The organism is Leifsonia poae, from assembly GCF_020009625.1.
Taxonomy (GTDB): Bacteria; Actinomycetota; Actinomycetes; order Actinomycetales; family Microbacteriaceae; genus Leifsonia; species Leifsonia poae_A.
Map to the genome: position 1 here is coordinate 2978004 of NZ_JAIHLP010000002.1, position 19404 is coordinate 2997407.

The 19404-nt window shown below is 67.9% G+C and carries 11 protein-coding genes and 2 tRNA genes; 6 read left to right on the top strand and 7 right to left on the bottom strand.

What is annotated here, in order from left to right:
• Nucleotides 1–57 precede the first annotated feature (57 nt).
• On the bottom strand, nt 58–1764 hold the full coding sequence (locus tag K5L49_RS15100) for a glycoside hydrolase family 13 protein (protein ID WP_223693981.1): 1707 nt from the start codon (nt 1762–1764) through the stop codon (nt 58–60).
• 128 nt (nt 1765–1892) lie between these two features.
• On the opposite strand from K5L49_RS15100, the gene K5L49_RS15105 reads away from it, so the two are divergent.
• A complete protein-coding gene (locus K5L49_RS15105) occupies nt 1893–3746 on the top strand; it encodes a glycoside hydrolase family 13 protein (RefSeq protein ID WP_223693983.1) in 1854 nt (617 codons plus the stop codon).
• A 66-nt stretch (nt 3747–3812) separates the two neighbouring features.
• On the opposite strand, the gene K5L49_RS15110 is transcribed toward K5L49_RS15105, so the two are convergent.
• Entirely contained in the window at nt 3813–4688 is an 876-nt protein-coding gene (locus K5L49_RS15110; protein WP_223693985.1) for a pentapeptide repeat-containing protein, read from the bottom strand.
• 109 nt (nt 4689–4797) lie between these two features.
• On the opposite strand from K5L49_RS15110, the gene K5L49_RS15115 reads away from it, so the two are divergent.
• From K5L49_RS15115 to K5L49_RS15125, 3 genes are all read left to right on the top strand, one after another.
• Complete coding sequence (locus K5L49_RS15115; RefSeq protein ID WP_223693986.1) at nt 4798–5754, top strand: aldo/keto reductase; 957 nt, start codon at nt 4798–4800, stop codon at nt 5752–5754.
• Nucleotides 5755–5870: 116 nt separating this feature from the next.
• Nucleotides 5871–5942 (top strand) — tRNA-Thr (locus K5L49_RS15120).
• A 35-nt stretch (nt 5943–5977) separates the two neighbouring features.
• Nucleotides 5978–6051, top strand: a tRNA-Met gene (locus tag K5L49_RS15125).
• A gap of 268 nt (nt 6052–6319) precedes the next feature.
• Here the strand turns inward: K5L49_RS15125 and K5L49_RS15130 are convergent.
• Entirely contained in the window at nt 6320–7411 is a 1092-nt protein-coding gene (locus tag K5L49_RS15130; RefSeq protein ID WP_223693988.1) for a GNAT family N-acetyltransferase, read from the bottom strand.
• A 220-nt stretch (nt 7412–7631) separates the two neighbouring features.
• Nucleotides 7632–8609 carry an aldo/keto reductase gene (locus K5L49_RS15135; protein WP_223693990.1) on the bottom strand — a complete coding sequence of 326 codons (978 nt, stop codon included), beginning with the start codon at nt 8607–8609 and terminating at the stop codon, nt 7632–7634.
• A gap of 688 nt (nt 8610–9297) precedes the next feature.
• On the opposite strand from K5L49_RS15135, the gene K5L49_RS15140 reads away from it, so the two are divergent.
• Complete coding sequence (locus K5L49_RS15140) at nt 9298–9447, top strand: hypothetical protein (protein ID WP_223693992.1); 150 nt, start codon at nt 9298–9300, stop codon at nt 9445–9447.
• A gap of 25 nt (nt 9448–9472) precedes the next feature.
• Here the strand turns inward: K5L49_RS15140 and K5L49_RS15145 are convergent, their stop codons facing one another.
• Both K5L49_RS15145 and K5L49_RS15150 read right to left on the bottom strand, forming a co-directional pair.
• The gene (locus K5L49_RS15145) at nt 9473–10744 is read right to left on the bottom strand and encodes an LGFP repeat-containing protein (protein ID WP_223693994.1); all 1272 of its coding nucleotides are present in this window, start codon (nt 10742–10744) and stop codon (nt 9473–9475) included.
• 76 nt (nt 10745–10820) lie between these two features.
• Nucleotides 10821–13427 carry a helix-turn-helix transcriptional regulator gene (locus K5L49_RS15150; protein WP_223693996.1) on the bottom strand — a complete coding sequence of 869 codons (2607 nt, stop codon included), beginning with the start codon at nt 13425–13427 and terminating at the stop codon, nt 10821–10823.
• A 130-nt stretch (nt 13428–13557) separates the two neighbouring features.
• Between K5L49_RS15150 and K5L49_RS15155 the strand changes: the two genes are divergently transcribed.
• A complete protein-coding gene (locus K5L49_RS15155; protein WP_223693998.1) occupies nt 13558–16875 on the top strand; it encodes a lamin tail domain-containing protein in 3318 nt (1105 codons plus the stop codon).
• 240 nt (nt 16876–17115) lie between these two features.
• On the opposite strand, the gene K5L49_RS15160 is transcribed toward K5L49_RS15155, so the two are convergent.
• Nucleotides 17116–19359 (bottom strand): MMPL family transporter, encoded by a 2244-nt coding sequence (locus tag K5L49_RS15160; protein ID WP_223693999.1) that lies wholly within the window; start codon nt 19357–19359, stop codon nt 17116–17118.
• Nucleotides 19360–19404: the final 45 nt, after the last annotated feature.

Sequence of the window (19404 nt, forward strand, 5' to 3'; positions counted from 1 at the left end):
TGCCGACTGTCGACGGGAACGCGGAAGAAGCCACCACCCGGCACGAACGCGTGAACGTCAGGCGAGCCAGACGGTGACATCCCGCGGGATCGTTCGCCCCACCACGGGAGCACTCGCGAGCACGACCTCGCCCGCCGGAAGCGGGATCGGGGAGACCCCGAGATTCGACACCACCGAAATATTCCCGGAACGGAATGCGATGACATTCTCGTCGGAGGGCAGCCACTCGACGGTTCCGAAAGCGAGGTCGTTGGCGCGGCGGAGCGACAAAGCCTCCTCGTAGAGCGACAGCGTGGAACCGGCGAGACCCTCCTGCACATCCCGGGCGAACGAAGCCCAGGTCGCCGGCTGGGGAAGCCAACTCGCCGAGCCCGGCCCGAAACCGTACGAAGGCGCATCCGACTCCCACGGGATCGGCACGCGGCACCCGTCGCGGCCGTACCGCTCCCCGTGGGTGCGAAACCAGGTGGGATCCTGACGGGCGGAGTCGGGAAGATCGACGACCTCGGGCAGCCCGAGCTCCTCCCCCTGATACAGGTAGGCCGAACCGGGCAGCGCCAGCATCAGGGCGGTGGCGGCGCGGGCACGGTTCAGGCCGAACGCAGGATCGGGCAGACCGGTGGACGTCGGCCCCAAACCGTGCCCCTGCGGGTTCTCACCCTCAAGCGCGAGGCGCGTGGCGTGCCGAACGACGTCGTGGTTCGAGAGCACCCAAGTGCTCGGGGCGCCGACACCGGCGAACGCCGAGATCGACTGGTCGATCACGTGGCGGAGGGCCGCCGCATCCCACGGGGTCTCGAGGTAGCCGAAGTTGAACGTCTGCTGCATCTCGTCGGGGCGCACCCAGCGGGCGAGCTTCTCGAGGGGCTCCACCCAGGCCTCGCCGCACAGCACACGGTCGCCCTCGTACTCGGCCAGCACCCGGTGCCAGTCGCGGTAGATGTCGTGCACGCCCTCCTGCGCCCAATAGGGCGGGGTCGGCGGTTCGGCCGCGTCGCTGCCGATCTCAGGCTCCAGCGCCACACCGCCGCCCATGCTGCCGGCGTGCTCGGGCGGCGTGTAGTCGGGCAGCCCGGCCGCTTTGACCATGCCGTGGGCGACGTCCACACGGAAGCCATCGACGCCGCGGTCGAGCCAGAAGCGCAGGATGCCGCGGAACTGCTCGCGCACCCAAGGGTTCTCCCAGTTCAGGTCTGGTTGCGATGTGTCGAACAGGTGCAGGTACCACTGGCCGGGTGTTCCGTCGGCCTCTGTGACGCGCGTCCATGCGGCACCGCCGAAAACGGACTCCCAGTTGTTGGGCGGCAAGGAGCCGTCGCCTTTGCCGTCGCGGAACATGTAGTGCTCGCGCTCCGGGCTTCCGGGCGCCGCGGTGAGGGCGGCCTGAAACCAGGCGTGGTCGCTGGAGGTGTGGTTCGGCACCAGGTCGATGATCACCCGAAGGCCCAGCGAGTGGGCGGAGCCGAGGAGCTCGTCGAAGTCGGCGAGCGTTCCGAACAGCGGATCGACGTCGCAGTAGTCGGCCACGTCGTACCCGGCGTCGCGCTGCGGTGAGGTCTGGAACGGGGACAGCCAGACTGCGTCGACGCCGAGCGTGCGCAGAGACGGGAGTCGCCGCGTGATGCCGGGGAGGTCGCCGACGCCGTCGCCGTTCGCGTCGGCGAAGGAGCGCGGATACACCTGGTAGATGACGGCGGAACGCCACCACTCGCGGCCGGGTCGGCTCGGCGAGAGCGTGGATGCGGTCTGATCTGAAGCGGGCACAGGATTCCTGACGTCGGTGTGCAGAGGGGAGCGGTCTGAGCGAACGTTGGTCGGGCCGGTCAGTATCGTACAGGCCCGATGCCGGGCGTTCGCTGGCGTCGGCCGGCAGCATGCGCTTGAGTAGGGGAATGCAGCCCCATCACGATGGCTCCCCGCTCTATGTCTCGAACCAGGAACCGGCGCTCGGCGACACAGTGCTCGTGCGCCTGCGCATCCCACGCTCCTGGGGCGGGGTCGAGGCTGTGCGCACGCGATCCAACCCCGACCATGAGCCACGGTTCTCGGATGGCGTGCTCGTCGCCTCCACCGAGGGTGACGCATGGGATTGGTGGGAGGCGCCCGTCGTCGTCGAGAATCCGGTGCACGGCTACCGGTTCCTCGTGTCGCGGACGGATGGCCGCAAGGTGTGGGTGAACGCGACCGGCGTGCACCCGATCGAGACGCTGGACGCCGAGGACTTCAAGCTCGTGACCTACGCCGCCCCGCCGTCGTGGGTGAAGGAGACGGTCCTCTACCAGGTATTCCCCGACAGGTTCGCGCGTTCGGCTGCGGCGGACGGGCGCCCGGCGCCCGAGTGGGCCCTTCCGGCGCAGTGGAGCGACCCCGTCGACGACGTTCCGCCGGGGAGGTCGCAGCAGTTCTACGGCGGCGACCTCGACGGTGTGATCGAGCACCTCGACCACCTCGACGGTCTCGGCGTGACCACCATCTACCTGACACCGGTGTTCCCGGGTCGGTCCAACCACCGGTACGACGCGTCGAGCTTTGCCGAGGTGGACCCGCTTCTGGGCGGTGACGAGGCGCTCATCCGGCTTGTCGTGGCAGCCCACGGGCGCGGGATGCGCGTGATCGGCGACCTCACCTCCAACCACTGCGGCGACGGCCACGAGTGGTTCCGGGCCGCATACGGCAACCCGGATGCGCCGGAGAGTGAGTTCTTCTACTGGCTGAACGACGAGCACACCGAGTACGTCTCGTGGCTGGGCGTGCCGAGCCTGCCGAAGTTCAATTGGAACTCGGCGGAACTGCGGCGCCGCTTCATCGACGGCCCCGACTCGGTGGTGGGGCGCTGGCTCGCGGCACCGTACGGGCTCGACGGCTGGCGGATCGACGTGGCGAACATGACTGGCCGGTACCGCGACCAGGACCTCAACGAAACGGTGCGCCGCACGATCCGCCGCACGATGCTCGCGGTGAACCCGGACACCATCCTGCTCGGAGAGTCGACGAACGACGCATCCAGCGACTTCCAGGGCGATGCCTGGCACGGTGCGATGACGTACACGAACTTCACCCGCCCGGTGTGGGGTTGGCTCTCGGAGGAGAACCGCGAATCCTCCTACTTCGGCCTGCCGTTCGGCACGATCCCGCTTTACACCGGCAAGCAGCTGTTCGAAGCGCACCGCCAGTTCACGGCGGGCTTTCCGTGGCGCACACGTCTCGGCACGATGAACGCCCTCGACACCCACGACACACCCCGGTTCCTGACGAATGCGAGGCCGGGAACCGTTCCGGTGGCGCTCGGTCTGTCGGTGACGCTGCCAGGCATCCCGGTCGTGTTCGCCGGCGACGAGTTCGGGCTCACCGGCGTGGACGGCGAGGCCTCACGCACGCCTCTCCCATGGGGCACCGAGCACACGGATGCGGCCGGTTCCATCGACCTCTACACGCGGCTGCTCGGGCTGCGACGCTCGCACCCGGCCCTGAACGGCGGCGGGATGCGCTGGCTGCACATCGGCGACGACGTGCTCGCTTTCGTGCGCGAGTCGGCCGAGGAGAGCATCCTCGTGCTCGCGGCGCGGGCCGATGCGATGGTGGTTCTCGACCTCAGCGAGGTGGCCGGTGCCCCCTCCGCAGTGCGCCTTGTCGGCGACGCGGTTCTCGACGCCACGCGTGAGGCCGTGCTGCTCACGGCGGTGGGGCCGACATTCGCGGCCTGGTCCCTCCCGGCCGTCGGGGTGCCGAGATTCGACGCGTCCTGAACTCGCGGCTCGGTTCGGCACGCCGTGACCGGATACGACTCGGCTGACCCGGGCCGGGCCGGGCCGTCAGGAGTGCCAGTGGGCTGGGCGCGTCAGGGTGCCGGGAAGCCGGGTTCGCGCGTCACCTTTCCCCGCGTTCACCTGCACCTGGGTGAGGTAGAGCGCGCCGCGCAGGTCGGCGCCGGCGAGATCTGCGTCGCGGAGGTCGGCGCCGATCAGATCGGCTGCGGCGAGGTCGGCGTCGCGCAGATCCGCCGCGATGAGCAGTGCGCCGCGCAGATCCGCTCCACGTAGATCGTGGCCGCGGAGGTCGGCTCCGAGCAGGTCGGCGCCCGGTGCGATCCGTGGAGTCTTGCGACGCTTCCCGGCGCTGGGGGCGGTCGCGGGCTCGACGGCCGACCGCTGGGGGAGGGACGCCCGGGTCAGGCGGCTCGCCTCGCGCAGCAGAGTCGCGATCGGCGCACGCACGCCGTCGAGGTCGGTGGCGAGGATGCGCTCCACCGGAGACAGGGTGAGGGCCTCCACCTGGGCGGCGGCGCGCTCCAACTCGGGGTGCAGGGCGGAGGCTGCGGGCATGCGCCGCGCCTCGTCGAGATACCAGAGAAGCTCCTGCAGCTGTCGCACCAGCGGAAAGACCGCGAACATCGATGCCCGCTGCTCGGGCTCGTCCCGCCAACTCTGACCGCTGTACAGGCGCTGCGAGACTTTCTGGCCAGCGCCGAAACAGTCGAACACCGTGCACCCTTTGAACCCGCGCTCGCGGAGGTGCGGGTGGATCGTGCAGCGAAACCCGTCGTCGAGGTTGTCGCACGGTTCGCCGGCCGCCTTGTCGACGGCGAAGTCGGCGGATTTCGCGAACGCGAGGGCGACGCAGCACAGGCCGGCGCAGTTCGCACAGTCGGCCTGCAGGTCGGGGCGAGCGCCGCGATCGATAGTGTGCATCCCTCCACAGTAGGCAATTCGCGCCATCTTTCGACATGTTCGCCGGTGCCGGAATAGCTCGCAGCCGGTCGCGTTAGCGTGGAGAGACGACACCTTTGAAGGAGAAAACATGACCGCGCCGCGTCGCACCATCGGAAACTCAGACCTCACGGTCTACCCGCTCTCGCTCGGCGGCAATGTGTTCGGCTGGACAGCCGACCGCGACACCTCGTTCGCCGTGCTCGACGGGTACACCGCCGCCGGCGGAAACTTCGTCGACACGGCCGACGGCTACTCGGCGTGGGTCCCCGGCAACACCGGCGGCGACTCCGAGCGCATCCTCGGCGAGTGGTTCGACGCCCGCGGCAACCGCGACGATGTGGTGCTCGCCACCAAAGCCGGCCAACACCCCGACTTCAAGGGTCTCGCCGCCGACACCATCCGGCGCGCGGCCGACGCCTCGCTGCAGCGCCTCGGCGGCGAGTACATCGACCTCTACTACGCACACTTCGACGACGAGACCGTGCCGCTCGAAGAGACCGTGACCGCGCTCTCGGCTCTGGTCGACGCCGGCAAGGTGCGCGCCATCGGCATCTCCAACTACTCGCCGGAGCGGGTGGAGGAATGGTTCCGTATCACCGAGGCGGAGGGGCTGCACCGTGCCGTCGCTCTTCAGCCGCACTACAACCTCGTCGAGCGGGACTTCGAAGATCGCTACCTCGCCGTCGTCGAACGTGAGAACCTCGGGGTCGTGCCGTACTTCGCGCTCGCCGCCGGGTTCCTCACCGGCAAGTACCGCGACGGCGTGCAGGTCGACAGCCCCCGCGCTGCCGGCGCCTCCAGGTATCTGGACGACCGCGGCCGCGCCGTTCTCGCGACGCTCGACGAGGTGGCCGCTGCACACGACGCTTCGATCGCGTCGGTCGCGCTGGCCTGGCTCGCGGCCCAGCCGACGGTCATCGCACCGATCGCCAGCGCCCGAACGCTCGAGCAGCTTCCGGACTTGATCGCCTCCGTGAGCCTGGAGCTCACCCCCGCCGAACTGGCCGAACTATCCGACGCTTCCGTCGCAGAAGAGGCCGCCTGATAGGTGCCTGCGTCGGGCCGCCGCCCCCTCCGCGATGGATGGTAATACGCAGGGTCGCGCAAATGGTATCCTCGTACGGTTGCCAAAAACGTGCGGCTCAGGCCGACGCAGGCTTCGCCCCCTTAGCTCATTGGTAGAGCACTTCCTTGGTAAGGAAGAGGTAGTGGGTCCGATTCCCACAGGGGGCTCCGTCCTCCCGGTGCCGCGCACCGAGGAAGACAGCGGCGGGGTAGCTCAGGTGGTTAGAGCACACGGCTCATAATCGTGGTGTCGCGGGTTCAAGTCCCGCTCCCGCTACTAGCCCCGAGATCTCGCCATCTCGGGGCTTTCTTCATGGGTCGGATCGGTCTGCGATGTCTCAGCGCGTCGGTAAGGAACCTGCCTCAATAGATCGGTAACGCTTCGGGCCACCGTGGTGGTGACACTTCTCCTCGATGTTTGAGGGATGAGTCGCGTTGAGCCTGTTGATCCTCGTGTCCGCCTCGCGATCGCCCAGTGGCCGCCGGATGCGCCGCGGGGAGCGGTGACGACGTTCCGTCTGGAGCACGGGATCGCGGTAGACGTTCTATGCGATGCTCTTGCGCCATCGCGCGGAGAAGCAGGTCGCGGCGAAGCCGATCGAGTCGTTGACGTCGAGCATGGGGCTGTTCTCCTCGGCGTTGACTGTCTCAACGCGTTCGCAGGCGGGGAACCGTGCGGCCAGTTCGCGGAGGTTGGTGAGCTTCAGCAGCATCCCGAGTCGGCGTCCGCGGTGCTCGCGTAGAACCAGGGTGTCCATCTGCTCGGCCGGCCGATCGGACTCGGCCGACACGTCGAGTTCCGTGAACCCGGCAGCTTGTCCTGTCGCCTCGTCGACCGCGATCGACGTCAGTGCGACGCGGGGGCTCTTCGCCCAGAGGTCGTCCACGGAACGGACGCGGTCCGCCGTCCAGACGTCGGTCAGCTGGACGCCGGCGTTGGGAGCGTCGGAGCTCATCCTGGTGCGAAGGAGCGCGATGGCTTCGACCCACTCCTCTGGCGTCCGGCCCTGCCAGGTGACTGTCCGGTAGCCGGCGGCGGCCGTGACCGCCTCGCCCAGTCGGGTGGAGAACGCCTCCGCGTCGACGGGCAGCGGCAGAGCGCTGACGCGCCCCACCTGTTCGAGTGAGAAGCCATGACGCCGCAGGAATCGCGTCGATGGGAGATCGATCGGCACCGACCCGAACCCCGTCGGTGCCGGAACCGCCTCGCCCTCGACGCCTGCCGGATAAGTCGTCTGATTCTGAATGATGGAGCGGCCGGCATCCTGAGCCACCTGCTCCAGGTGGCCGTAGAGCGCCGAGCCGATGCCACGGCCACGGAACTCGGGAAGGACGGAGATCGCGCCCCAGCATTCCCCAGCACCGACCGGCAATGCCAGGTTACCTCGTGCTACGACGCGGCCGCCGACTTTGGCGACGAGTCCAGCCATAGGCCTCGACTCGTCCTTCCAGTCCGGCAACTGTTCGGCCGCGGTCATGACCTCGCCGGTGTAGCCGCGGAGCTCCGCCTCGACGGCGCTCCGAACCGCGGCCATGGCGAGGAAGTCCGCCGCATCCGCTGCGTCGATGCTAACCGGGACGACGAGCGCTTCGATGGTGAAGCCCGAGAGCGTGACGGTGGGATCTGAAGAAGACATGAAACCTCTTTGTTCGCAGGATCGATCGACTCACCCACGGTCGTGGGAGGAAGGGAATCGCTGCTAGAGGATCACGAGGTCCAGCATTCCACAGCAGCGCCCCGGACAACAAGGCCCCGTGATCGCCTTGATGGATGCTGCCGCTCTCAGACCGATCGCGAATCAGACGCGGCAATCGTAGCCGCGCTCGTGCTCCTGTTGCTGTGCTGCTGCCGCCCGGTCAGAAGCCTTCCGGCGCCCGGACGACGTAGGGGGCGGCTAGCCGGTCGAGTTCGTCGACAGTGAGGTTCAGGTCGACCGAGGCGACCGCATCCTGCAGATGTTGCGGCTTCGTCGCGCCGACGATCGGCGAGGTGACCGCCGCCTGTTGACGCACCCAGGCCAGCGCGACTTGCGCCCGGGGCACACCGCGCTCATCCGCCACCGCTTTCACCGCGTCGGCGACGCGGCGGTCGCCCTCCTCCTGCTGCCGGTAGAGCGTTAGCCCGAACCGGTCGGTCTCGGAGCGGGCAGTGCGCGAATCCCAGTCGCGGGTGAGCCGGCCGCGGGCGAGCGGGCTCCACGGGAGCACGCCGATGCCCTGGTCGAGGCAGTACGGAAGCATCTCCCGTTCTTCCTCCCGGTAGATCAGGTTGTACTGGTCCTGCATCGAGACGAATCTGGTCCAGCCGCCGAGGTCGGCGGCGTGCTGAGCCTGCGCGAACTGCCAGGCGAACATCGAGGACGCGCCGATGTAACGGGCCTTGCCGGCCTTGACCACATCGTGGAGCGCCTCCATCGTCTCCTCGATCGGCGTCGCCTGATCCCAACGGTGGATCTGGTAGAGGTCGACGTAGTCGGTGCCGAGCCGCCGGAGGCTGTTGTCGATCTCGGTCAGGATCGCTCCGCGGGAGAGCCCGGCGCCGTTCGGGCCGGGGCGCATCCGGCCGTGCACCTTCGTCGCGATGACGATCTCGTCTCGCGACGCGAAATCGGCGAGCGCGCGTCCGAGGATCTCTTCGCTGCTGCCGGCGGAGTACACATTGGCTGTGTCGAACGTCGTGATCCCTGCCTCGAGCGCCTGCCGGATGAACGGTCGGCTCTCCTCCTCGCCGAGCGACCACTCGTGGGCGCCGCGGGTGGGCGCTCCGAAACTCATGCAGCCGAGCGTGACGGCCGACACTTCGAGGCCGGATGCGCCGAGGCGGGTGTACTCCATGGGGACTCCAGTGTTGCTCGTCGAGAGGAACAGTCAGGATGGGCTGTCCCTCTTGGAACGTACACCGCCGCCGTCCGAGAGGGGGACTGGGGAGTCTTGACCTGTCGCGCATACCCGGATTGTGCGCGACGCGATGTTCGCCCACTGCATCCGGTATGTACTGGCGGCACGGCGCCTCACAGCGCGAAACGGCACAGCACGGCACAGCACAGCAGGGCACGGCACGGCACGGCACAGCACGAAGGCACGACACCGCAACGGACGGGCGTGGACAGGACGGACGTGGAACAGTAAGTCTGACAAGAGCGATTGCGGCGATCGGAGCCTTCTCATCCGAGTTGGCGGGCCGCCTGCTCCTGTCGGCTGCCTGCCCATAGAAGGACGTGATCAAAGCGCTCGTCGGGGCGGTCATGCGCGGCGACCGTGACGGGATTCAGCTCGATATGGAATCGTTGGAGCCCCCGCAGAGTGGGGGATTGTCCGCCTTTGCCGCAGAACTGCGCGCGGCGCGGCCCGCCGGGAAGTCGATCTCGATGGCCGAAGTCTTGCGAGCAGTTCACGCCTTCGAGTGCGCTCGAAGTCCCCGGCGATCGAGAGGGCTTCCCTTGGGGCCGTCGGCGAGCGCCGGGGAGATCAGCGACGGGTGCCCGACCGTCAGCTGCTGGTAGGGTCCGAACAGGAGGTCACCATGGGTTCGCTGTTCTGGTGGAACGTGATCGCTGTCGTCGTGCTCCTTGTCATCGTTGCCGTGATCGCGGTGGCCACGATGTGGGTGCGCGCTCAACTCCGAAAGGGGAGAGACGCCGGCCAAGGCGGGTCGGATCGTCTGCGGTCCTAGACGTATAAACCGGGCCGGTGCCGTCTCAGGCCAGCCACCAGTCGTAGAAGATCACGTACCGCGCGCCCAGCTGTTCGACCGGCAGTTCGCGCTGGTTGGTGAAACCGTTCGGGGTGATCAGATCGTCGGGGCTGTTCACTGTGACCGTCAGCGGTATCGGGGTGAAAACATCGTTTGCGAGGCCCGACCTGACCGCGGCGATGATGGTGTCGTAGGCGGCGCCCGCCAGCGCGCCGACCGCGGCTCCGATGGCCGTACCGACGCCGGGGACGATGCTGCCGATCGCAGCCCCCGCCAGAGCGCCCGCAGCGGTCGACGCCGCCTGGATCGCCGCGTTCTTGACGGTGGAACCGACCTTCGACTCGAGTTCGTTGAAGACCTTCGCGATGTCCTCGTTGTCGACTTCGACGAGGAGCAGGGTCGCCGTGAACGTGCGCGGCCACGCGGCCGGCCCGGTCAGGTCGAAGTCGAGCAGCACGAAGGGATTCGCGAGCGCCTGCTCACGGTGCGCCATGAAGTCGTCCATGCGCGGCCCGGTCAGGGTCGATGGTGCCGGTTTGCCGTCCGGCCCGACCACGACCGCGCTCGAGTCGAGCCCGACCGCGGCGATGGAGAGTTCGTCTGACGCTCCCTGCAGTCCCGAATCGTTGGACTGGTGTTCGTGCATATACCGCAACCGGAATTGGAGTCGGGTCGGCATCGTGGTGACGATCGGTCCCCCCGCGGCCGTCCAACGGATCCGCCCGCGCTCGAACAACGACACCCGACCGTCCCCGTCGGCGAACTCGCCGGAGCGCGGGTAGCCGAGCGGGCCGAGTTCCCAGCCCTGCGCAGACCAGGTCTGCCGAATCGCCCCGTACACCTCGTTGGCGCCGTGGACCGGCGTCCAGTAGATCGATGCCGTCGCCTTCGGCTGGTCGGGCGGGCTGAAGTGGTTGTATCGTCCGATGCCGTCCGGTGTGGTGGTCTCGTCGGTCACGGGGTAGCCGAAGCGTTCGGCTCCGAGCGCCCGGAACTTGTCGCGGATGGCGCCGTGCACCTCATAGGCGTGCGATGCGTTCGGCCGCACGTACGCCGACACGTTCTGGTAGTCCTGCCGAGCCCCGCCGTCGGGCAGGTCGACGATTCCACCGACGGCCGGGCCGGCGCCGGGGTGTGTCTGAGCGAATTGGTCGAAGGCGCGAGCGAGCGTCTCCGGTCGCAGAATCGTTGCCAGCACCGGCGCATCCACCGTGGTTTTGAGGCTCCCGACCTTGGTGAGGTTGGTGAGGTTGGACAGGTTGAGCTTGTCGTTCATGATTCCTCCTTTTCGCCCGAGTGTGCGTGGAGGGCGCCGATGGCACATAGGTAGCCGACTACCTGATCCCCTGTCGTCAGTGCTGCGGCTCGCTCGAGGCTTGCCCGATGCGTTCCGCGATCTCCCGTCGCGAGTGCACCCCCAACTTCGCGGATGCGTTCAGCACGTGACCCTCGACCGTACGCACCGAGACACCGAGCGCGGTCGAGATCTCGCTGTTCGTCATCCCTGCGGCGATCAGGTGGGCGACCTCGGACTCGCGGATGCTGAGCGGAGTGTCGGCGATGCGATCACGAAGAGTCGGCACCGTTTGGTGCGCGTCGGCGCTGACCCGTCGACGCAGCGCCAGGTGGGCGGCCGATCCGAGCAGCGACGGTTCGCGTCGGGCGCGGAGTTCAAACGACTGGGCGAGCAGCTCGGAGGCGAGGAGACGGAGACCGAGCCCGTCGGCTTGGGCGGCACAGGCGTCGAGGTCGTTCGTGTTGGCGCGTGCGCGTGCGCGAAACCATTTCTCGACCAGGGTGCGCCGGGGGCTCGACTCGCCGGCCGGCTCCGAGAGTGTTCGTGGATGCTCCGTGGCGAGGCCCAGCCGGAGCAGGCTCAGGCAGGCGTCGAGAACCTGGGCGTGCGCTCCTCTCGAGCGGGCTGACGCGGACGCCCGTGCGAAGCGATCTGCGGCCTGCGAGGTCGCGCCCCGGCTCGCCTCGGCCCACCCTTCGGCCAGCAGCAGCGCCGGCTCATAGACGGCGACGTTCGAACCGTTGCGCGCGTGAGCCTGCTCCAGGTAGAAGTCGGCGTGCCCGGTGTCGCCGAATTCGGCGGCCGCTCGTGCAGCCCACAGGGCGGAGAGGAACACCCATCCGGTGGGAGCCTGCACAGAGAGCAGGTCGAAAGCGTCGACCGAGTAGCGGGCGGCATCCGCGCCCTCGCCCGCGCTGAGCGCGATCCTCGCGTGGAGCATCGTCGCGATTCCCGAGCTTGTTCGCTCGCCGTAAGACTCTGCGGCGGCAAGCTTGGCGTGTGCCCTCGCAAGCGGCAGGTCGCCGGCCGCCGCGGCCGCCTCGACCAGGTCGTAACGGAACGAGCTGCGCTGGTACCCGCTCTGGCATTCGGAGGCGGCGATGAGCCCGCGCGTCGTGGCCCGCCGCACGTGGGCGAGGTCGCCGCGCTGCGCAGCCTCCATGGACGCGGCGGATGCGGCCCAGAGTGCCGCGGTCGGAGTGATCTCCGGGGCGTTGAGCGCTGCAGCGCTGAGCGATCGTGCTTCAGCGAGTCGCCCACGGAACGCCGCGAACGCTGCCGCCACGGCGGTCGGAAGAGGCCGGGGGTCATCGACCCCGGCCACCGGCCGGCCGACGAGTGACAGCACCTCCTGCGCGCGAACGACGTCTCCCACGCCCCAGAACAGATTGGATGCGCGCGCGGAGACGATCTGCTCGCGAAAGTCAGGCGCGAGAACGCCGGTGTCGATGCTCGCATAGAGCGTTTCGGATTCGTCCGCATCCCCGCGCCAGCTCAGCGCGGCCGCGAGCAGGAAGCGGGCCGCCGCAGACTCGTCGACGTCATTGATGGAGCGGGCTATGTCGATCGCCAGGGTGACCGAACCGATCGCGAGGGCACGATCGGCTGCCTGGAACAGCCGCGGCAGCGGGAGCGTTTCGTCGCTGTCGAGGCTCAGGGAGACCAGTCGCAGCTCGCGCAGGGCATCGTGCTCAGCGCCACCAGCGTTGGTCGTGGCACGTACCAGGTCACCCCGAAGTGCCTGTGCTCGCCACTGATCCGTCTGGGAGAGGATGAGCTCTTCCACCAGTGGATGTGCGAGCGCGGCCCTGCCGTCGGCGACCTCGACGACGCCCACCGCAGTGCATTCACTGATCGCCGACACCAGGTCGATCGCGGTCACTTCGTCGAGCGTCAGGGGGCCGCATGCGGCGATGCTCGTCACAAGATCGAGGGCCGGGGGAGAGAGCCGTTCGACGACGCCGTGGAACAGATTCTTCGCGTACGGCGCGACCGGAAGTCGGGCGTTCCAGCGCCAAACACCGTTGCTGACCTCGAAGTCGCCGTGGTCGCGCCCGATCTCGACGAGCTGTCGAACGACGAGCGGCAGACCCCGGCTGGTCGCCCAGAGCTGTTCGAGAGTGAGACGCTCCACTCGGGTTCCCGCAGCCAGTGTCAGGGTCTGCTCGACTTCGTCTTGCGTGAAACGGGGCACGGTGATCGCGTGGAACAGGTCGCCGTCGACTAAGCCGCTCAACGGCGTGGGCAGGCTTTCGCGATCGCGGGCCACCAAAACGACCCGCATCCCGTTCACGACGAGCTGATGAACGGCGGTGGCGGAGAGCGGGTCGAGCAGGGAGGCGTTGTCGAGGATCAGCCACCCCGATCCGACCCGGGCGGCGAGCTGCCGTTGCGCCTCCCCGAGGGCCTGAAGGGGGTCGGTCACGGCACCCAGGCCGACGATGCCGGCGAGCGCACCGAACGCGATGCTCTGCGTGACGAGCATTCCGTCGATGGCGGTGCGCTCACCGCCGAGCGCATCCATGCTGCGGCGAACGAGGGTGGACTTGCCGACCCCCGCCTCGCCGGTGACAACGACGTTCGGGCGATCAGCGTCGGCGAGCGCCGACCGGAGCTCGTTCTCCAGGTCGATGCGGTTCAGGTACGGCCAGGTGCCTGACATGGCTGGAGCCTACTGGATCGCCGCGGTCGTCATTCGTTCGATGTTCTGACGGCCACACGAGTCTGAGTCGTTCGCCTCTTCGTATGAGAACGTTCATATTCCGTTCTCCCGGTCCCGACACTGTGTGACCATGCATCGAGAACCCTCTGCGCTCAAACGCGCCCTCGCCGCCGCCGCGGTAGCGGCGATCGCCCTCGTCGGTTCGGTCTCCCTCGCCGAACCGGCCACTGCCGCGCCCACTGAAGGCCTGCGCATCACCGAGTTCTCCTACGGCGGCCTGGCTTCGGGCGCCCACGGTGACGGTGAGTACACCGAGCTCACCAACCTGAGCCCCACCCCCATCGACCTCTCAGGCTGGGTCTTCGAGACGGGGACGACGGCGACGGCCGCCGGCGGTCTCCCGCTCGCGCCGCTCGGCACGGTCGCCCCGGGCCAGTCGGTGATCGTCACCGACCTCACGGCCGCCGAATTCCGCACCGAGTGGAGCCTGGGCTCCTCGGTGAAGGTGCTCGACAACAACAAGGCGCACACCCTGAACAAGGGCCCGAACGGCATCCACATCTTCGACCCGAGCGGCGCCGAAGTGGACTCCCTGACCTACAACGGGTTCCTCTCGGCGAAGGGCAAGGCGGCCTGGGTCGATGCGGCCCACGTCGGTGGCAAAGCCGATGTGGCCGCGGGCGGCTGGACGATCGCCACGAGCGGCGACGCCGAGCACAGCTATGCGAGCGCCACCGGCAGCATCGGCTCGCCCGGGATGTCTTCGCTGGCGATTCCCTACGCGGGTGCGCCCCGCGTGAAGATCACCGAGTTCGCCTACGGCGGCAAGATCGCCGCGTCGAAGGGCGACGGCGAGTACACGGAGATCACGAACGTCGGCTTCACCCCGGCAGACCTGACCGGCTGGTCGTACGACACGTCGGCGACGGTCACCGTGCCCGGCGCCCTCTCGCTGTCGACGCTCGGAACGCTCCTGCCGGGCGAGTCAGCCGTGATCACGGATGTGACCCCGGCGGAGTTCCGCACAGACTGGGGGCTCATCGACTCTGTGAAGGTGATTCCGGACAACGGCACGACCCTCAACAAGGGTCCGATGACGATCCGTCTCTACGACGCCGGCAACACCCTCGTCGACTCGGTCAGCTACGCCAGCGGATTCCAGTCGGGCAAGGGTGTCGCGGCGTGGGTCGATGCGGCACACGTCGGGCAGAAGGCGGACACGACCGGCTGGACGATCGCCACGTCGGGCGACGGTGAGTCGAGCTGGACGAGCGCGACCGGGGCGGTCGGCTCGCCGGGCGCTTCCACCCTCGGCTGGCGCACGCCCGCGAGCGTTCGCGGAACCGGCGGCGGGAGCGGACCGGGCACGGATCCGGGCACCGACCCGGGCGCCGGGAACAGCGTTCCCTGGCCCGGCCCGCAGACGGTGACCAACGTCGACAAGGGCGGTGTCTTCGGCCAGAACCTCTCCGGCCTGTTCTACGTTCCGGGCGCGACCCCAGCCGACGACGTCATGTGGGGCGTCGAGAACGGTGGATCCTCCGGCGGCAGCGTGAACACGAACCAGTCGTCGTTCTTCAAGATCGCCCAGAACGGCGACGGCACCTGGGGGCCGGCGAGCGGGTGGGACCGCGGCATCCAACTGCACTACAAGGACGGGACCGGCCAGCCGGATGCGGAGGGCATCACTGCCCTCGGCGGAAAGGTGTTCGTCTCCACCGAGCGCGACAACGCGAACAACAAGGTGTCCCGCGTCTCGATCCTCCAGTACGACCCCGCGGCGATCGACTGGACCAACCGCTCCGCGAACGCCGCCCAGCAGTGGGAGCTCGAGTCCGACCTCGGACCGGGGACCGATGCGAACCTCACCTCCGCCGACGCGAACCTGGGCGCCGAGGCGCTCGCGTTCGTGCCCGACAGCTACCTGGTCGCGAACGGCTTCCGTACCGATGCCGGCGCGCTCTACGTCCCCGCCCAGTACGGCGCACACTTCGGCGGCGTGTTCTTCGCCGGCATCGAGAAGAACGGCAACCTCTACGGCTACGTGCTGGAGGAGGGCACCGGCAAGTTCACCCGAGTGACCTCCTTCTCGAGCGGGCTCAAGAACTCCGCCACGACGTACTCGGTGATGGATGCGGCGTGGGACCCCTCGCAGGAGGCGCTGTGGCTCGACTGCGACGACACCTGCCAGGGTCGCACGTCGATTGCGAAGATCAATACGACGCCGGGCGACCCCGCTCAGGGCCACTTCCAGGTGACGTCGATCTACGACCGTCCCACCGGCGGCCCGAACGTCAACAACGAGGGATTCACCTTCCAGCCCGCGAACCGTTGCGACTCGAACGGCCAGCGCTCGGTGTGGTGGTCGAACGACGGCGGTGACGGCGGCTACGCGATCAGCACGGCAAAGGCCACCTGCCCGGCGCCGGTCGCCGGCCAGATCGGCACCACGGTCACCGTGTCCTACGCCTACCAGGGCACCAGCGTCGAAGCCGTGAAGGACTCCACCGGCGCGTACCCGCTTCCGGTGACGGCGACGTTCACCTGCACCCAGGTGAGCGCGGTGTTCCCCGATTCGTGCCCGGCCCCGGTGAACGTCTCTTCGACACAGGCGGCGACGACGGTGAAGACGCTGGTCGACACCCTCGGCACGGTGACGGCTGTTTCCCTGCCCGCGATCACGATCCGTCAGATCGCGCCGGCCAACCCGATCGACCTGCTGGTCGCAGCCCTCCCCGACCCGGTGCAGTCGCTCGCAGGCGCCGACCAGGTCGCCGAGGTGACGAAGGCCTACCAGGCACTCACGCCGGAGGAGAAGGCGGATGTCTCGGCGGAGGCCCTCACGGCTCTGGCCGCGCGGCAGCAGCAGGCGGGTGTCGTCAACCACCGCGATAACGCCCACTCCGCCACCGCGAGTGGCGCAGCGCTCCCCTGGTATGTGCGGGTGACCGCGGCTCCGCTCGCGAGCACCGACGCCGGCTATGCCGCCTTCACGGCGAAGCTCGGCGGTGCGCGGCTCCTCGCCCTCTACGACATCTCGTTCGCGGACACGCTGGCGGGAGGCGGCTGGGAGCCCGGCCAGGGCGAGACGGTCACGATCTCACTGTCGAACACGGTGGTCGCGGGTCAGTCCGGTGTCGGCATCCACCACCTGAAGTCCGACGGCAGCATGGAGACCATCCAGGCGAAGGTCAGCGGCGGAACGGTCACCTTCACGGGAACGTCGTTCAGCCCGTACGGCATCACCACCGCGGCGAGCACCGGCGGCTCGACGGGTGGCACCAGGACGCCGGGGACGCCGGGCACCGCTGATCCGCAGCTGGCCTCCACCGGCTTCGAGTCCGCTCCGCTGATCGTCAGCGGCCTGGCTCTGCTCCTCCTGGGTGCGATCACTCTGGGGGCACGCCGGATGATGACGCGCCAGAAGGCAGCACGGCAGACGCTCTAACCGCATCGAGCGCAGACGCGCGGGGACAGCCGCCCAAGGGTGGCCGTCCCCGTCGTCATTTTCGGCGTCCTTTCGTCAGGTACGGTCTCGCCCCACTCGAGCTGCACGGGTTGCGTCCCAGAACTCGGTCTCGATCTGACCGTCCCTGCTGCTGAAACTCAGTTCGAGCACTCGGTCGGCACCGGCGATCTCCTGGAGGACCTCCACGGATGAGCCTGGTCGGCAGCACGATCGCGGCGGTCATACAGGTTTCGGATGGTCTGGTTTCGCGTGCCGTCCGGTTCTCGTGTGCTCGTTGTCTGTTGCCGCTCGTGGGCTGGGTGCGCCGTGCTTCCAGAGTTTTGAGGGCCACCAGATGGCCCGGCCGATGTCGTATGAGACGGCCGGTACCAGCAGGGAGCGCACGATGACGGTGTCCAGTAGCACGCCGAATGCGACGATGAAAGCGAGCTGCACGAGGAAGAGGATCGGAATGACCGCCAGCGCGGCGAACGTCGCCGCCAGCACAATGCCGGCGGAGGTGATGACGCTGCCCGTCATTCCCAGGCCGCGCAGAATTCCTGGCCGGGTGCCGAGCTTCATCGATTCTTCGCGCACCCGGGTCATCAAGAAGATGTTGTAGTCGACACCGAGAGCGACGAGGAACACGAATCCGAACAACGGCACTGCCGCATCCGCACCGGGAAATCGGAACACGTGGTTGAACACGACCGCCGACACACCCAGGGATGCCGCGTAGGAGACGGCCACGCTTCCGATCAGCAGCACGGGTGCCAGGATCGAACGCAACAGCAGCATGAGAATGAGCAGGATGACCAGCAGCACGATCGGGATGATCTTGACCAGATCGCTCTGCGCTGTCGTGTTCGTATCCAGTGCGGTGGCGGTCACCCCGCCGACCAGCACACCCGGATCGGTCTTGGGCAGTTGCGCCCGCAATACGCGGACGACCTTCTCGGCCGCATCCGAGTCCGGTTCGGTCGACAGCACCCCGTCGATCAGCACCCTGCCGTCTTTCACCACCGGCTCAGACGTTGTGCCTGGCCGGTTGTTTCCGGTGTAGAAGGTCGCCGAGCTGATGCCCGTCGTTGTCTTGACGGCGGCCAGAGTCGCGTCGGCCTTCGAGCGGTCCGTGACGATGACCACAGGGCTGCCGGAGCCGGACGGGAAGTGCTTTGCCGCGACTTTCTGCCCGTCAACCGCGTTCGAGGCGGTGAGCACGACATCGGTTTGCGGAACCCCGTTGGCCTGCAGTTGCAGCAGGCCCAGCGCACAGGCTCCCAAGACGAGAAGGGAGACGATCCAGGTGACTCGCGGGCGACGGGCGATGAGGCCACCGACTCGCCTCCACAGGCCATGGATGCCCTCAAGGCCGCGAACAGCCTCGACGTGACCGTGTTCGAGGTCGTCGGATTCCTCGGCCGCATATTTCGGCCGGAACGGCCAAAACGCCGCCCGCCCGAAAAGGACCAGCAACACCGGCAACAGGCTCAGTGCCGCGAGCACGGCGAAGGCGATACCGATAGTGCCGATCGGGCCCAGGGATTTGTTCGAGTTCAGGTCCGAGAACAGGAGACATAACAGGGCGATGATCACTGTCGCCCCGGATGCGACGATCGGCTCCAGTGCGGCCCGCCACGCCCGGCCGATCGCCGCCCACTTCGACTCGACGTGCCGCAGTGACTCCCGGTAGCGGGCCACCAATAGCAGCGAATAGTCGGTGGCGGCGCCGATGACCAGGATCGAGAGGATGCCCTGGCTTTGGCCGCTGAGCGTGATCCACCCCCAGCTGGCGAACGCATACACCAGCAAGATCGCTGCCGTCAGGGCGAAGATCGAGGTGAACAGCACCAGGAACGGCAACACGACCGACCGGTAGACCAGCAGCAGGATCAGGAAGACGGCGCCGGCCGCGACCAGCAGCAGAATGCCGTCGATCCCACCGAACGCATTGACCAGGTCGGCTGTCAGCCCGGCCGGACCGGTCACATACGCCGTGATCGATGCTGGAATGGCGTCAGTGACCGCAGTGCGAAGGTTCGCTACGACCGATTTGACGTTGTTGGTGTCGGTGACCGGCACAATGAATTCGACAGCCTTGCCGTCTTTCGACAGAATCGGGCCAGCCACCGATGTCCTGGCCGGCGGTTGTGATTTCTGCACCCCGTCGACGTCTCCGAGTTTTGCGCCGAGTTTCGCATACGACGCCAGGTCACTGTTCGGGATCCTCGACTCGGAGACGAGCACGACGATTGCGGGAATCGCCTTCGAGTCGGTGAACTGCTTCTGCAGCGTGTTCACCTTGGTGGATTCTGCGCTGGCCGGCAGGAAAGCGGCTTGGTCGTTGCTGGAGACCGAGGAGAGCTTGCCGAACGTAGGTCCGCCGAAGCTTGCCGCAGCCAGCCACACGATCAGCAGTACAGCGGGTAGAAGGATGCGCAGCCAGCGCGGGGGCGCCCAGTCGCGGCGGACTCTATTGTTCATAGGAGTGTCGGGGCCTTTCCGGTGCGTATGCGATCAGAAGCATGC